The organism is Rhodobacteraceae bacterium Araon29, from assembly GCA_039640505.1.
Classification (GTDB): domain Bacteria; phylum Pseudomonadota; class Alphaproteobacteria; order Rhodobacterales; family Rhodobacteraceae; genus CABZJG01.
The window spans coordinates 225,065-240,773 of record CP046865.1; the positions used below are offsets into that span (position 1 = coordinate 225,065).

15 protein-coding genes are annotated in these 15,709 nt (G+C 49.5%); 11 read left to right on the forward strand and 4 right to left on the reverse strand.

What is annotated here, in order from left to right; all coding sequences use genetic code 11:
• Positions 1-19 precede the first annotated feature (19 nt).
• Genes hydA through GN278_01040 form a run of 5 tightly spaced genes read left to right on the forward strand, consistent with a single transcriptional unit; the run spans position 20 to position 5,092 of the window.
• Entirely contained in the window at positions 20-1,480 is a 1,461-nt protein-coding gene (hydA, locus tag GN278_01020) for a dihydropyrimidinase (protein XAT59534.1), read from the forward strand.
• 51 nt (positions 1,481-1,531) lie between these two features.
• Entirely contained in the window at positions 1,532-2,314 is a 783-nt protein-coding gene (locus GN278_01025; protein ID XAT59535.1) for an ATP-binding cassette domain-containing protein, read from the forward strand.
• Complete coding sequence (locus GN278_01030; protein XAT59536.1) at positions 2,311-3,228, forward strand: ABC transporter permease subunit; 918 nt, start codon at positions 2,311-2,313, stop codon at positions 3,226-3,228. Before GN278_01025 ends, GN278_01030 begins: the two co-directional genes overlap by 4 nt.
• The gene (locus tag GN278_01035) at positions 3,225-4,070 is read left to right on the forward strand and encodes an ABC transporter permease subunit (GenBank protein XAT59537.1); all 846 of its coding nucleotides are present in this window, start codon (positions 3,225-3,227) and stop codon (positions 4,068-4,070) included. Before GN278_01030 ends, GN278_01035 begins: the two co-directional genes overlap by 4 nt.
• A 41-nt stretch (positions 4,071-4,111) precedes the next feature.
• A complete protein-coding gene (locus GN278_01040) occupies positions 4,112-5,092 on the forward strand; it encodes an ABC transporter substrate-binding protein (protein XAT59538.1) in 981 nt (326 codons plus the stop codon).
• Positions 5,093-5,172: 80 nt separating this feature from the next.
• Here GN278_01040 and GN278_01045 read toward each other — a convergent pair whose 3' ends face one another.
• The 4 genes from GN278_01045 to GN278_01060 are packed head-to-tail and all read right to left on the reverse strand — an operon-like array spanning position 5,173 to position 9,573.
• Positions 5,173-6,333 carry a hypothetical protein gene (locus GN278_01045; GenBank protein ID XAT59539.1) on the reverse strand — a complete coding sequence of 387 codons (1,161 nt, stop codon included), beginning with the start codon at positions 6,331-6,333 and terminating at the stop codon, positions 5,173-5,175.
• The gene (locus tag GN278_01050) at positions 6,317-7,423 is read right to left on the reverse strand and encodes a gfo/Idh/MocA family oxidoreductase (GenBank protein XAT62482.1); all 1,107 of its coding nucleotides are present in this window, start codon (positions 7,421-7,423) and stop codon (positions 6,317-6,319) included. The genes GN278_01045 and GN278_01050 overlap by 17 nt, the downstream gene beginning before the upstream one ends.
• 17 nt (positions 7,424-7,440) lie before the next feature.
• Positions 7,441-8,502 (reverse strand): TIM barrel protein, encoded by a 1,062-nt coding sequence (locus GN278_01055; protein XAT59540.1) that lies wholly within the window; start codon positions 8,500-8,502, stop codon positions 7,441-7,443.
• A 27-nt stretch (positions 8,503-8,529) separates the two neighbouring features.
• The gene (locus GN278_01060) at positions 8,530-9,573 is read right to left on the reverse strand and encodes a LacI family DNA-binding transcriptional regulator (GenBank protein ID XAT62483.1); all 1,044 of its coding nucleotides are present in this window, start codon (positions 9,571-9,573) and stop codon (positions 8,530-8,532) included.
• 154 nt (positions 9,574-9,727) lie between these two features.
• Between GN278_01060 and GN278_01065 the strand changes: the two genes are divergently transcribed.
• From GN278_01065 to GN278_01090, 6 genes are all read left to right on the forward strand, one after another.
• Positions 9,728-10,960, forward strand: coding sequence for an extracellular solute-binding protein (locus GN278_01065; protein ID XAT59541.1), 1,233 nt, complete (start codon positions 9,728-9,730; stop codon positions 10,958-10,960).
• 133 nt (positions 10,961-11,093) lie between these two features.
• Positions 11,094-12,017, forward strand: a complete 924-nt coding sequence (locus GN278_01070; GenBank protein XAT59542.1) for an ABC transporter permease subunit — start codon at positions 11,094-11,096, stop codon at positions 12,015-12,017.
• The gene (locus tag GN278_01075; GenBank protein XAT59543.1) at positions 12,010-12,969 is read left to right on the forward strand and encodes an ABC transporter permease subunit; all 960 of its coding nucleotides are present in this window, start codon (positions 12,010-12,012) and stop codon (positions 12,967-12,969) included. The genes GN278_01070 and GN278_01075 overlap by 8 nt, the downstream gene beginning before the upstream one ends.
• A 5-nt stretch (positions 12,970-12,974) precedes the next feature.
• Positions 12,975-14,054, forward strand: coding sequence for a sn-glycerol-3-phosphate ABC transporter ATP-binding protein UgpC (ugpC, locus tag GN278_01080; protein ID XAT59544.1), 1,080 nt, complete (start codon positions 12,975-12,977; stop codon positions 14,052-14,054).
• Positions 14,055-14,253: 199 nt separating this feature from the next.
• Entirely contained in the window at positions 14,254-14,955 is a 702-nt protein-coding gene (locus GN278_01085; protein ID XAT59545.1) for a D-lyxose/D-mannose family sugar isomerase, read from the forward strand.
• Entirely contained in the window at positions 14,952-15,698 is a 747-nt protein-coding gene (locus GN278_01090; protein XAT59546.1) for a TIM barrel protein, read from the forward strand. Before GN278_01085 ends, GN278_01090 begins: the two co-directional genes overlap by 4 nt.
• Positions 15,699-15,709 lie beyond the last annotated feature (11 nt).

The following is a 15,709-nucleotide window of genomic DNA, read 5'->3' on the forward strand; positions in this document are numbered from 1 at the left end:
CTGAACAAGGAGAGCCAGAATGACCAAAGTGATCAAAGGCGGTCAGGTGTGCACCGCGGACCGCACATGGAAGGCCGATGTCTTAATTGATGGCGAAGTGATCAAACAGATCGGAGAAGACCTAAAAGGCGACGAATATATTGACGCTGAAGGCGCTTATGTCATTCCGGGCGGTATTGATCCACACACCCATCTTGAAATGCCGTTTATGGGCACAACCGCTGCGGAAACCTTTGAAACTGGTACTTGGGCGGCCGCGGTTGGCGGCACCACTATGGTGGTTGATTTTTGTTTGCCGGGCGAAGATGGCTCTATCAAAAACGCGATCAATGAATGGCATCGAAAGTCCGCGCCTCAGATTTGCTCGGATGTGGGCTATCACATGGCGATCACAGGTTGGAGCGAAGATGTCTTTAACGGCATGAAAGACGCTGTGGATATGGGCGTTAATTCGTTCAAGCATTTCATGGCCTATAAAGGCGCTTTAATGATTGAAGACGATGAAATGTTTGCCAGCTTCAAGCGCTGTAAAGAGATTGGTGCGCTACCGATGGTGCACGCGGAAAACGGTGATCTGGTTGCCGATATGCAGCAGCAGATGCTGGCCCAAGGGATCACTGGCCCCGAAGGCCACGCATATTCGCGGCCGCCAGAGTTTGAGGGTGAAGCGGCAAACCGCGCAATTACAATCGCCGATGCTGCGGGCGTTCCGCTTTATATTGTGCACGTAAGCTGCGAGCAGGCGCATGAAGCCATTCGCCGCGCGCGTCAAAAAGGCATGCGAGTTTATGGCGAGCCACTGGCGCAATTCCTAACCCTGGATGAAAGCGAATATTTCAAAGGGGACTGGATGCATTCCGCCCGCCGTGTAATGTCACCGCCTTTCCGCAACAAAGAACACCAAGCCAGCCTTTGGGCGGGTTTGCAATCCGGGTCACTGCAGGTTGTTGCCACTGATCATGCGGCCTTTACCAGTGAGCAAAAGCTGATGGGCAAAGACAATTTCTGCCTGATCCCCAATGGATCAAACGGTCTAGAAGAGCGACTGGCTGTGCTGTGGACAGAAGGTGTGGAAACCGGACGCCTGACGCCAAATGAATTTGTATCCGTCACCAGCACCAACATCGCCAAGATACTAAATATATATCCCAAGAAGGGCGCAATTGTGGAAGGAGCCGACGCGGATATCGTGGTATGGGATCCAAAAATCTCTAAAACCATAAGTGTGGCCAACCATCATTCCATCCTTGATTACAACGTCTTTGAGGGCTTTGATGTCAGCGCCCAGTCGCGCTACACCATTAGCCGCGGTGATGTGATTTGGGCATGGGGTCAAAACAGCCAGCCCAATCCGGGCCGAGGTCGCTTTGTACCGCGCCCAGCCTTTCCATCAGCAAACCTTGCCCTGAGCAAATGGAAAGAACTCACCGCGCCCAAGCAAATTCACCGTGATCCAATGAATATTCCGGCCGGCATTTAAATCGGCCGAAACTCAGAAGCCCCAGCAATCTTAGGAAAGCCAAATTCTGATATGACCAATGAACCAGTAATTTCTGCCCAGGATCTATCATTGACGTTTGAAACCAATGATGGACCTGTGCACGCCCTGAAGAACATAAACCTAGACATATCAAAGGGTGAATTTGTCAGTTTCATTGGGCCATCGGGCTGTGGAAAAACAACCTTTTTGCGGGTTATGGCCGATTTGGAAAAGCCCACTGGCGGGCAAATTACCATTAATGGTGTATCACCCGAAGAGGCCCGCAATGCGCGCGCCTACGGATATGTTTTTCAGGCCGCTGGCCTTTATCCGTGGAGGACTATCGGTGGTAACATCAGGCTTCCGCTTGAGATTATGGGGTATAGCAAATCCGATCAGGCCAAACGGGTACAACAAGTGCTTGAATTGGTTGAGCTATCGGACTTTGAAAAGAAATTTCCTTGGCAATTGTCCGGCGGTATGCAGCAACGGGCCTCGATTGCAAGAGCTTTGGCATTTGACGCCGACATCTTGTTGATGGATGAACCCTTTGGGGCGCTTGATGAAATTGTTCGGGACCACCTTAATGAGCAACTTCTGGATCTTTGGCGGCGCACCAACAAAACCATCGGCTTTGTGACCCACTCCATCCCGGAAGCGGTTTACTTATCGACGAAGATTGTTGTTATGTCCCCAAGGCCGGGGCGCATTAGTGATGTCATAGAAAGCCCGTTACCGGCTGACCGGCCCCTAGAAATCCGGGATAGTGCTGAATTTATTGAGATAGCCCAACGGGTCAGAGAAGGCCTTAGGGCGGGGCATGGACCAGAATGAGGCGTTCGGTTTTTCCAGTCATTGTCGTGATTTGTGGCTTGATGGCGATGTGGTACATCGCTGTCGTGCCCATGAACATCAAAATGGCTCTGACCGATGCTGAGCGCAGTGGCATAGTGGTCACGCCAAGCGGCGCTAAAGAGCGGCGTGACAGATCGGCTATACTGCTTGTGGCCCAGAACCCCTTTGCCATTAAAGCAACCTTCGCTTTGGAGCGCCCGCGACTGCCTGCACCGCATCAGGTGGCAATTGAATTATGGAATTCCACCGTCAATAAGAAAATTACCTCAAAACGAAGCCTGATTTTCCATGGCTGGATCACCCTAAGTGCCACACTTTTGGGCTTTGCGATTGGCACAGGGCTTGGGATTTTATTGGCGATTGGAATTGTTTATAGTCGCGCCATGGATATGAGTGTGATGCCATGGGCTATTGCGTCGCAAACCATCCCGATATTGGCGATAGCGCCCATGATCATTGTGGTTTTGAACTCTGTTGGCGTGCAAGGGCTTTTGCCAAAAGCGATTATTAGTGCCTATCTAAGCTTTTTCCCGGTGGTCGTGGGAATGGTCAAAGGACTTCGCAGTCCTGACCATATGCAGCTTGATCTTCTAAAAACATACAGCGCCAACTCACCCCAAGGCTTTTGGAAATTACGCCTACCATCCTCCATGCCCTACTTGTTTGCATCGCTAAAAATTGGCATTGCAGCAAGCTTGGTTGGGGCAATCGTTGGTGAGCTTCCAACTGGTGCGGTGCGCGGATTGGGAGCACGGCTTTTGTCGGGGTCTTATTACGGACAAACCATCCAAATTTGGTCAGCCCTACTGGGCGCCGCGGTGTTGGCCGCTACATTGGTTGCCCTCATTGGCTTGGCGCAACGCATCACGCTTAAAAGAATGGGGATGTCATGACGCTGGTTATTCTCGCTCTTATAATTTGGCTTGTTGCCTGGCGTGTGAATGTAGTTTTGGCCAATACGGCGGCCTCTGAGACCCGTTTTATGAAGCTTTTGGTGCCTGCAATTTTCGGTTTTACCATTTTGGCGGATTGGGAATTGGTGGTCAAAGGGCTTAATGTACCTTTGGTAATCCTTCCGCCGCCTTCAATGATCGCAGAAACATTTTCTGCAAAGCTGCCCATTCTGTGGAAGGACTTTGTCCAGACGTTTGTAAAAGGGGCGCTCAGCGGGTATTTTATCGGGTGCACAGCGGCGGTCGCATTGGCGGTTTTGGTGGAGCGCTTTGATTTTCTAAGACGCGGATTGCTTCCGGTTGGAAACTTTGTCGCGGCGCTGCCAATTATTGGAACAGCCCCAATTTTAGTCATGTGGTTTGGATTTGACTGGCACTCAAAAGCAGCTGTTGTTGTGGTGATGGTCTTTTTCCCAATGCTGGTCAACACAGTTGCCGGTTTAGGCGAAACCACCGCGATGCAGCGTGATTTGATGAAAACTTATGGGGCAGATCCTTGGCAAGCGTTTATTAAACTACGCTTACCGGCCGCAATGCCGTTTATTTTCAACGGATTGAAAATTTCCACAACACTTGCCCTGATTGGGGCCATCGTTGCCGAGTTCTTCGGCTCTCCAACTTTGGGCATGGGCTTTCGAATTTCTGCATCAATTGGCCAGCTCGCGCTGGATATGGTGTGGGCAGAAATTGTCGTTGCCGCTTTGGCAGGAAGCGCATTTTACGGCGCGGTGGCAATAATAGAGAAGGGGGTCACCTTTTGGCACCCCTCACAGCGAGGCTAAAAAAGAGCAAATGAAACGACCAACAAAACCTGGAGGTAAAAATGAAAAAATTATTGACGAGCGCGGTTGCGCTTATGGTGGCAACCGCCGCCCACGCAGCAGATGAAGTCAAGCTGCAATTGCAATGGGTCACACAGGCCCAATTTGCAGGCTACTATGTGGCTTTGGACAAGGGATATTACGACGCAGAAGATCTTGATGTGACAATCCTGCCGGGCGGCCCGGACATTGCGCCGCCGCAAGTTCTTGCAGGTGGCGGCGCTGATGCGATGCTGAACTGGATGCCTTCGGCACTGGCCGCGCGCGAAAGAGGTCTTCCTGTGGTGAATATTGCACAGCCCTTTAAAACATCTGGCCTGATGCTTACCTGCTGGAAAGATACCGGCATCACCAGCCCTGCTGACTTTAAAGGCAAAACCATCGGGGTTTGGTTCTTTGGCAATGAATATCCGTTCCTAAGCTGGATGAGCCAAGAAGGTATCTCGACCGATGGCGGAGCGGATGGTGTGACAGTTCTGCGCCAAGGCTTTAACGTTGATCCACTGTTGCAGCGGCAGGCTGATTGTATCTCGACTATGACTTATAACGAATATGGTCAGGTTCTGGATGCAGGCGTTTCAGAAGACGAATTGGTCACATTCAAATATGAAAACCAAGGCGTCGCAACGTTGGAAGACGGCATGTATGTTCTGGAGGACAATTTGAAGGACCCGGCCTTTGCTGATAAAATGGTGCGGTTCGTAAGAGCGTCGATGAAGGGCTGGAAGTATGCAGAAGCCAACCCTGGCGAAGCTGCGGAAATTGTGCTTGATAATGACGAAACTGGTGCCCAGAGCAAAGCGCATCAGGTTCGTATGATGGGCGAAATTGCCAAACTAACTGCGGGCTCTAACGGTAGTCTAGACCCTGCCGATTATGAGCGTACGGTTGCAACGCTTATGGCTGGTGGTTCTGACCCTGTCATTACAAAAATGCCCGAAGGCGCATGGACCCACGCGATTACAGATGCGGCTTTGAAATAAACCGCGCTGTTTAATCCGCCCACGAAAGAATGCAAAACCCGCGCACCAGTGCGGGTTTTGTTTTTTACAAGACAGCGCACTTAATCTGCGAGCTTGCGGTTGAAAAAGAAGCCCATGATTGGAAATAGAATAAGCACCGCAAACCCCACCCTAAGATTGGAAGCTTGCGCCAGCATTCCGAAAATTGGCGGGATTGCGATCAGCACAAATTGCTGCATTAGGGACATAGCAGCCACCCGGTCCGCTGCATTCGCCCCACCCCAGCGCGCTGCGGTTGAAAATGCAACTGGATAGCTCACGCTTATACCGAGCCCGATAAAAACCAGACCAGCAAAAGCCAGTCCCGGGGATGGGGCGACAACTAGAAAAACGATGCCAACGCATGTGGAAATTAGTAAAACGGTCGTGACTTTGATCACACCCCACTGCGTAATCCAAATATCAGCCCGAAGTCGGGCAAAAGCGATAGCAAATATCATCACCGGCAACGCGAGCGAAGCATAAGTGTCTGACGCCGCAAAAATTTCCCGAAAATATATTATGGCCCAGCCTTTAATAAGCCATTCAAGAACCACGCCGTAGCTTAAATACCCGAAAAGGATAAAGGTTGACCTGTCTGGGATCGCCCAGGTTTGCTTTTTGGAAGTGCCACCTCTGGGGGGCGCTGCGTCAAGTCTAACTTGGATTAAAACCAAGCAAACACCTGTCACAATGACAATTCCGACAAAATGCAAAAAAACGGAGATTTCAAGCGCAATAATGCCTGTTGCCAAACCTGTCGAAACAAGCAAAGCAACAGCCCAAATTCCATGACAGAAGTTCATGATCCGAACCCCGTCGCGGGCCTCAATACGATCGGCTTCGATATTGATCGCAATATTGGTGTAATTGCCGGCAATACCGGCAAAAAACAGGGCCGCACCCAATCCAATTCCCGAGGGCATCAAGACTGCGATTGCCTGCGCCACGGCGCAAAATAGAAAGAAAACATGAAAAGTGGCTTTAATTCCGAGCTTTCGAATGACACGGTCAGTAAACGGTGTGCTGACCAAAAACCCAAGTGTTGCCGCAATCAGAACTAGGGAAAATGCAAATTCGCCAAGTTCCAGATCGCGTTGCACTTCTGGCAGTCTTGATATCAGCGATCCGACTTGAATTGCCTGGAGAGCAAAGGCGAGTGAAATCATATTTTTGGGGGTGAAAATCACATCCCGCAAGCTCTTATCAGAGGTTTCTTTCACACCAAGTACCGTTGTTCTTTGAGGACGCGATACAGGCCTCGATGAACCACATCCCGTCCAGCCCGTCCATTATATTTGGCAGATGGTGAGCCGATGCTCCATTGACCAAAACATCTGCCACATCGCTGTATAGGGTTGCAAATGCCTCTAGGTATCCTTCTGGGTGCCCGGCAGGGATGCGTGTGGCTGCCGTGGCCGCTTCGCTAAGCGCGCCGCTGCCGCGCGTTAGTCTTTGACGCAATCCGCCAAGTGGGGTGAACCATAGAATATTGGGATTTTCCTGTTCCCATTCCAATCCACCTTTGTCCCCGTAAATGCGAAGCCGCAAGGCATTTTCATTACCAACAGCAACCTGTGATACCCAAAGCTGTCCTTTTGCACCGCCTTTGAAGCGCAGCCAGATATGGGCATTATCATCCACCGCGCGGCCGGGAACAAAACTGGTTAAGTCGGCTGCCAATTCTTGGGCTTTAAGACCGGTGATGTATTGAACCAAATTATAGGCATGGGTTCCGATATCACCGATTGCGCCACCACCGCCCGTTGCCTTTGGATCGGTGCGCCAGCTGGCTTGTTTTTGTCCGGCTGTTTCCAGTGGCTCTGCAAGCCAGTCTTGTGCGTATTCAGCTTGAACAACCCGAATATTTCCAAGTTTGCCGTTTGAAATCATATCGCGAGCCTCGCGAATAAGCGGGTATCCAGTGTAATTATGGGTCAGGAAAAACTGCGCAGAGCTTTGCTGCAAACTTTGTTTGATGCGCAGACCCTCAGCATGGGAAACGCTCAACGGCTTGTCACAAATGACATGAATTCCGGCCTCTAAAAATGCAACGGCAGCGTCCGCGTGAAGATGGTTTGGTGTTACAATAGAAACCGCCTCAATGCCATCAGGCCGTGCAGCCTCGGCTTTGGCCATATCAGCAAAACTATTGTAACTTCGCGACGGATCTATCCCCAACTCTGCTGCAGAAGCGGCTGCGCGGTCCGGATCAGAAGAAAGCGCACCTGCGACGAGCTGATATCGGTCATCAATGCGTGCTGCGATACGGTGGACGGCCCCGATGAAAGCGCCTTGGCCACCGCCAACCATTCCCAGTTTTATCCGTTTCATTTGGACAGCCCCAACATCGCTGAAATGGTATCGGGGTCGCGCGCGCCACCAGCAAAATCATCAAAGGCTGACTTTGGACTTTCGATTAGGTGGCTGGCAATAAAAGGCGCACCTTCCGCTGCACCTTGTTCGGCGGATTTGATGCAGCATTCCCACTCTAAAACTGCCCAGCTGTCATAGCCATACTGCGTCAGCTTCGAGAAGATTGCGGCAAAATCAACTTGACCATCGCCAAGGCTGCGGAAACGCCCCGCCCGATTTACCCAAGATTGATAGCCTGAATACACACCTTGTCGCCCATCTGGATTAAATTCGGCATCTTTGACATGAAATGCGTTGATGCGATCATGGTAAAGATCAATAAATGCGAGATAATCCATTTGCTGAAGCAAAAAGTGGCTCGGATCATAATTGATCAAAGCGCAATCATGGTTTTGGGTCGCATCAACGAACATCTCGTAAGTTGCACCGTCAAAAACATCCTCTCCGGGATGAATTTCATACCCAATCGTCACGCCATTGTCGCGGTATTCATTTAAGATTGGCACCCAACGTCTGCCCAATTCTGCAAAGGCTTCCTCAATCAGACCATCAGGTCTTTGCGGCCACGGATAAAGATAGGGAAATGCCAATGAGCCGGTGAAGGAAACCGATGTTGTGAGCCCCAGCCGATTTGATACCACCGCGGCTTTTTTCACTTGATCCACTGCCCACGCCTGACGCTTTTGAGGATTGTTCTTGCAGTGGTCAGGGGCAAAAGCATCAAAGACGAGATCATAGGCGGGGTTCACCGCGACCAACTGGCCTTGCAAATGGGTGGAAAGATCAGTGATTTCCACACCAGCATCTGCACAAATCCCTTTGACCTCATCACAATATATTTCACTTTCAGCTGCCAGGTCGAGATTAAAAAGGCGGCCATCAAAAGTGGGAATTTGAACGCCTTTATACCCTAAGGAAGCTGCCCATTTTGTAATCGCTTCCAAAGAGTTAAAGGGAGCCTCATCGCCAGCAAACTGGGCAAGAAAAATCGCAGGGCCTTTGATTTGTGGTGTCATAATTTAATCCTTAGTTTGGTAAGTCGGCTAGGTTATTGCCGTATTTATCTCGGTGGTATCTTCTGGTGTAACCAACATTTGCAAAGGGGGCTCTTCGGGGTGATCAATCGCTCTCAGCGCCGCTCGTGCCAGAAAACTACCCGCTTTAGTGACATCCTCTGTGATGGTTAAAATCTCAGGCCGAATCTGCCGGAAAAATGGCGCGACTTCTTTGGTGCAAAGGTCAATATCTTTACCTAATTGGCGCCCTAAAGCGCTTATGGCATTGATAGCCCCAACAGCAGATACGGTTGTAGACGTGATAATACCATCGGTACCGGGGTTACGTTTAAGATACTCAATGAGCTGGTCGTTTAACCTTTTTGACGTTCCATTTTGCGTAGGCTCCTCAAAATAATCCGAGAATAAGTCGGTTTCCTTTGTGGCTGACTGCATGCCTGTAATCATATTCTGCGAATAGTTTTGCGATAAAGGCGGTGAAATTAAGAGCAAAGATTTTCTACCCCGTTTCGCAAGCAGATCAGTGGCATGGCGCGCGAATTCAAAGTTATCAAAATCAAAATAGGGATGCTGCTCTGACCACATAGTCCGTCCATGGGTCGCAAAGGGAAAATTACGTTCAAGCAAATATTTTACCCGCGGATCTTCTGGCTGAATTTGGTTGATTATTATTGCGTCGGCTGATTCGGTTTCCACGATGTATTTTACCGGTTTAATCGGGTCCTCATCAGGAAAAAATGGTGTCACAATCAAATGATAAGGTGAATTGCGTAAAGCGCCTGCAATGGATGCAATAATCCTAGACGAGTAGTTCAAGCCATCAATTTCGGTGGGTAAAACCAAAGAAATCACGTTGGTTTTGCCAGTGCGCAATCGCACGCCTGCGCGATTTGGAACATAGCCGATTTCATCTGCGACCTGACGTACGCGGTCGCGGGTGCTTTGTCCAATATCGCTTGCACCGCTGAGGGCTCGCGATACCGTTGGTACCGCAAGACCACATATTTCAGCGATGCTTTTTAGTGTCGGGCGACCACCTTTGAAGGCTAGTTTTTCATCTATACCGATGATTTTAGGTGGCCCAACACCTGATTTGGATTTCGACACAAGCGCACTTTCAAAAATTATTTATTTGATACAGGTCTTTGCATTTTTTACTTGTTGAATCAATCTAAATCGTTATAGGTTGCCTCTATAACGATTTAGTTTATGGGAGGACTAACTAATGAAATTTCTAAAAAGCAGCATGCTGTCAGCAGCTGCAGTTATCGTAGCAAGCCAAGCCAGCGCAGTTGATCTTGAGGTGACACACTGGTGGACATCCGGCGGTGAAGCCGCAGCTGTTTCTGAGTTTGCCAAAGCGTTTGACGCGACAGAGCACACATGGATTGATGGTGCGATCGCCGGATCCGGTGGTACAGCGCGTCCAATTATTATTTCGCGTATCCTTGGCGGTGACCCAATGCACGCAACACAGTTGAACCACGGCCGTCAGGCTGAGGAACTGGTTGAAGCAGGCCTTATGCTTGACCTTTCGGACATCGCTGCTGAAGGTGGCTGGGCTGACGTTGTAAACCCAAGCCGTCTTTTGGACAGCTGCACATTGGACGGCAAAGTCTACTGTGTGCCCGTTAACATTCACTCGCCGCAGTGGCTGTGGCTTAGCCACGATGCCTTTGCTAAGGCCGGTTTGGACGTACCAAGCGATTGGTTTGAGTTCGTAGCCGCTGCTCCTGCACTTCGTGAAGCTGGTGTCGTCCCGCTCGCGATGGGTCAGCAGGCTTGGCAGACAGACCTTGCATTCGGCGCGATCCAGGTTGCAGTTGGAGGCACAGATCTTTACCTAGACGTATTGACAAACAAGAACGCAGATGCTGCTGCAAGCGCAGACATGACGAAAGTTTTCGAAGCTTATGCTGATGCGCGTCTTCTTTCCGTAGGGTCTAACGTAAACGACTGGAACCAGGCGACAAACCTCGTCATCACAGGTCAGGCCGGCGGTCAGATTCACGGTGACTGGGCGCAGGGTGAATTCCAGGTTGCTAACCAAGTTGCTGGCGAAGACTACACCTGTCTTCCTGGTTTGGGTGTAAACGAGATTATCGCCACTGGTGGTGACGCGTTCTACTTCCCTAAGCAAGACGATCCAGCGATCGAAGCCGCACAAAAAGAGCTTGCTCAGTTGATGATCAGCAAGGAAGTTCAGGTTGCGTTTAACCTTAAGAAAGGCTCTTTGCCGATCCGTGGTGACGTTGATCTGTCTGCAGCAAACGACTGCATGAAGAAAGGTCTTGCGATCCTCGCAGCTGGCAACGTTTTGCCAGACGGTGTGAATGCGTTCTCAGCCGACACTGCTGGCCAGATGGCTGACCTTATGGTCGAATTCTGGAACGACACTTCAATCACTGTTGCAGATGCTCAGGCACGCTATGTCGAGATCATCGCGACAGCTGACTAAGTAAATTCTTCCTGCTGGGCCTACGGCACAAGTGTCGAGGGCCCAGCAGAATTTTCCCGATACTCGGCAATTCCAAGTACCCCGTAGATTGGGGGTATTTTGACTTACCCGGTAGACAGCGATGGGAGACACTATGGCCTTAATTGATGCCGGACGAACGGGTTCGGGGGCTAAGCGCCCCACCCGTTTGTTCAAGAACATGACAGCCAAGATTGCAGCGCTACCAATGATCGCGACTGCGTTAGTTGTTTTTGTTGGCTGTACACTTTGGACGATTTATCATTCTTTCACACGGTCACGGCTTTTGCCGGCCCCGGAAAAATGGGTCGGACTTAAAAATTATGACCGCCTTTGGGGCGAAAATCGCTGGTTAATTTCAATTGAGAATCTGGCAATTTATGGTGCGTGTTCTTTAGTTCTATCTTTGGTCATCGGATTTGTCCTTGCAGCTCTTCTTGACCGTAAGATCCGGTTTGAAAACACAATACGGACCATCATCCTTTATCCTTTCGCACTTTCATTTGTCGTTACCGGATTGGTTTGGCAATGGTTATTGAACCCAAGCCTTGGTCTGCAAAATGTCGTGCGTGAATGGGGGTGGACAACGTTCACTTTCGATCCGCTCAACAATGCCGAGATTGTTATCTTTGGTATCTTGATTGCGGGTGTATGGCAGGGTTCAGGTTTTGTTATGGTTTTGATGCTCGCCGGAATGCGGGGCATTGATGAGGACGTTTGGAAAGCCAGCCGCGTCGAAGGAATTCCAGCGTGGAAAACCTATCTCTTTATCGTCATACCAATGATGCGACCTGTCTTTGTGACGGCCTTGGTGATCATTTCAGCTGGCATTATCAAAGTCTATGATTTGGTCGTCGCCCAAACCAGCGGCGGCCCTGGCATCGCTTCGCAGGTTCCGGCGATGTATGTGATCGACAAGATGTTCTTGTCACAAAACCTAGGACTTGGTTTTGCGGCTTCAACGATGATGCTTCTGAGTGTACTCGTGGTTCTTATCCCGTGGGCCTATCTCGAATTTGGTGGTAATAAAAATGACTGATGTTTCTGCAAGCACCCTCAAAGGCCCATCGGGTCCAAAACCCAAAAGAGTTTTCTCTTCGACCAACATCATGATCTATGGCACGCTTCTGGTTGTCTGTTTGTACTACCTTCTGCCGCTCTATGTAATGATCGTGACATCACTAAAAGGCATGCCCGAAATTCGGATGGGCAACATCTTTAGCCCGCCTGTTGATGTTACCTATGAGCCATGGGTTAAGGCTTGGGCAGAAGCGTGCACCGGCATTAACTGCGATGGGCTAAGCCGCGGGTTTTGGAATTCTGTTTGGATCCTTGTACCCTCCGTCATTCTTTCCATCGCAATTGCTTCGGTAAATGGCTACGCGCTTGCGAATTGGAAATTCAAAGGATCAGAGGTGTTTTTTACCATTCTGATTTTTGGGGCCTTCATCCCCTATCAGGTCATGATCTATCCCATAGTGATCTTGTTGCGTGAAAGCGGCGATGGAATTACCAACATAATTCGTCTGTTTGATAGTGATGCAAGCAACTTCCGCCTTATGGGATCTGTCTGGGGTTTGGTGATCGTTCACACCATTTTTGGCATGCCAATCCTAACGCTGCTGTTTCGGAACTATTTTACCTCCGTTCCTGAGGAGCTTTTCAAGGCGGCCCGTGTTGATGGCGCAGGGTTCTGGGGCATTTACTTTCAGATCATGCTGCCTATGTCTCTGCCAATTTTCGTGGTTGCCATGATTTTGCAGGTTACAGGGATCTGGAATGATTTCTTGTTTGGCGTGATCTATACCAAACCAGATACCTATCCGATGACAGTGCAGCTCAATAACATCGTAAACTCTGTCCAAGGTGTGAAGGAATACAATGTGAACATGGCGGCGACCCTTTTGACCGGTCTTGTTCCTCTTGTGATTTACTTCGCTTCTGGAAAACTCTTCGTCCGCGGCATCGCTGCCGGTGCTGTGAAAGGCTAATGAACATGGCAAATTCAGTTGAAATCAAAAATCTTGACCTCAGTTTCGGCTCTATTGAAGTCCTCAAAGACCTAAACCTTGATATCGCAGAGGGCGAGTTCCTTGTGTTGCTCGGGTCTTCGGGCTGCGGTAAATCCACCTTGCTAAACTGTATTGCTGGTCTGTTGGAAGTTACCGATGGTCAGATTTTCATTAAAGGTAAAAACGTCACTTGGGCGGAACCATCGGATCGCGGCATTGGGATGGTGTTCCAATCCTATGCGCTTTATCCGCAGATGACAGTTAAGGGGAACTTGTCCTTTGGTCTAAAGAACGCCAAAGTCCCGAAGGCTGAGATTGAAGAGCGCGTTACCCGCGCCGCTGAGATTCTTCAAATTCAGCCGCTCTTGAACCGCAAGCCAAGCGCCCTTTCTGGTGGTCAGCGCCAGCGTGTTGCGATTGGCCGCGCATTGGTTCGGGATGTTGAAGTATTTTTGTTTGACGAGCCGCTTTCCAATCTGGACGCCAAGCTGCGCGTGGACCTGCGGGTCGAAATTAAGCGGCTTCACCAACAACTTAAAAACACGATGATCTATGTGACCCATGACCAAATTGAAGCGATGACCCTTGCGGATCGCATTGCGATCATGCGGGATGGCAAGATCATGCAGTTGGGCAGCCCTGCAGAAATTTATGATTTACCTATGAATAAATATGTGGCGGACTTTATCGGTTCGCCGTCGATGAATTTCATTCAGGGTGACATCAAAGGTCAGTGTTTCACTGTGGGTGATCACAAAATTCCCTTGAAAAATTATTCAGCAAAAGTTGACTTGAATGATGGCCAGAAGGCATGGATTGGCATTCGACCTGAGCATGTGGTCGTTGGAGAAGCAGCCAAAAAATCGGACTATAACGCCACAATAACCGCAGATATTGTTGAGCCAATGGGCGCCGATACATTGGTTTGGAGCGAATTTGCAGGGCAACCCTTTAGGATTCGACTTGGTGGTACATTCCCGGTTTCGAGCGGTCAGGAACTGCCTATCGGAATTAATGCCTCTACGGTTTCTCTGTTCGATTTACAGTCCGAAGAGAGGCTTTAGTGCGAAATGTGTCCAAAGGTCATAACCTGCGTGGGATGTGGAAACTCTCCAATGAGTTGATCGAGTGTTCTGTTTTATTTGATCGGCGAGAAGAGTCAAAAACGGCTGCTCTTTACGCGTCGTTTTTGAAAAAGCGTGCCAATGACAAAGTGATTTTTGTAATGTGTGGTTTAAGTTCTGCCATTTGTGGGTTGTGACCATGGATCGTTCTGAAATAAACGAGATTATCTTGGAAAGTGACGCTTTTATCCGGTCGTTTGGCTATCAATTGCCGCCCTTTGCCTATTGGACACCCGCCACGCTTCAAGAGCGGGTGCGAACCGATAGCGCTATGATCATAGATCATGCGCTTGGCTGGGATATCACCGACTATGGCAAAGGCATTTTTCGTGATCTCGGGCTCTTTTTATTCACAGTGCGCAATGGAAGCCGCCATAATGTCGACCGCGGCAAAGGAATGCTATACGCGGAAAAAATCATGATTTCGCACGAACAGCAGATTAGCCCGATGCATCGGCACAATTTCAAAACTGAAGATATCATCAACAAGGGTGGCGCCGCGTTGGTGCTTGAGCTGTTCAAAGCCTCACCGTCGGGGGACATTGATCAACACGCCGAAGTAACCGTTAGAACCGATGGATCCGAGCGTAAGCTGCCAGCTGGGGCGCATTTAAGGCTGCAGCCGGGCGAAAGCGTTACCTTGGAGCCCGATTGCTGGCATGCGTTTTGGGGTCAAGGCGGTTCGGTGCTTATTGGTGAGGTTTCCAACGTCAATGATGACCGCACAGATAATATTTTTCGCGATCCCATTGGGCGGTTCTCAAAAATTAAAGAAAATACAGAGCCCACCCACCTTTTGGTTTCGGACTACGACACTTGGTTAAAAGGACCTAAACAATGACTGATTTTTCATACCAGCTATATTCCTCTAGAAAATTCGGTCCACTTGAGGCGACATTAGAAATGGTTGCCAAATGTGGATATAAGCAAGTCGAGGCATATGGCGGGTTGTACGAGGATTTGGATCGGCTTGAAAAAGCTCTGTCTGCCAATAGTCTTATCATGCCTACAGGTCACTTTGATTTGACCTTGGTTGAAAAAACGCCAAACCAAGCAATTGAAATTGCAAAACGTCTGGGGATGACTGCTGTCATCGTACCGTTTCTGGATCAAGATGACCGCCCCGGTGATGCCAAGGGCTGGACAAAGTTCGCAGACCGCCTTTCTGAAGCTGGCAAGCCTATTTTAGACGCGGGTTTAACCTTTGGGTGGCACAATCATGACTTTGAGTTCAATACCCTAGAGGGTGGCGAAAAACCATTGGACCTTATTCTACAATCTGAAAATGGCGTTTCGCTTGAATTGGATTTGGCCTGGGTTGCGGTTGGAGACGAAAGCCCGGTCGAATGGGTTAAAAAATACGCCAGTAAATTGGTTTCTGTGCATTTAAAGGACATCGCACCCAAAGGCGAATGTGTCTCTGAGGACGGCTGGGCAGACGTTGGCCATGGAACTATGAATTGGTCAGAAATAATGGACGCCGTGCGCAAAACCAACTGCAGCTATTTTGTCATGGAACATGACAATCCAAGTGATGATGTGCGCTTTGCACAGAGATCAATTGCTGCCGCAAGTAAATTTTGAAAGGCAGATTT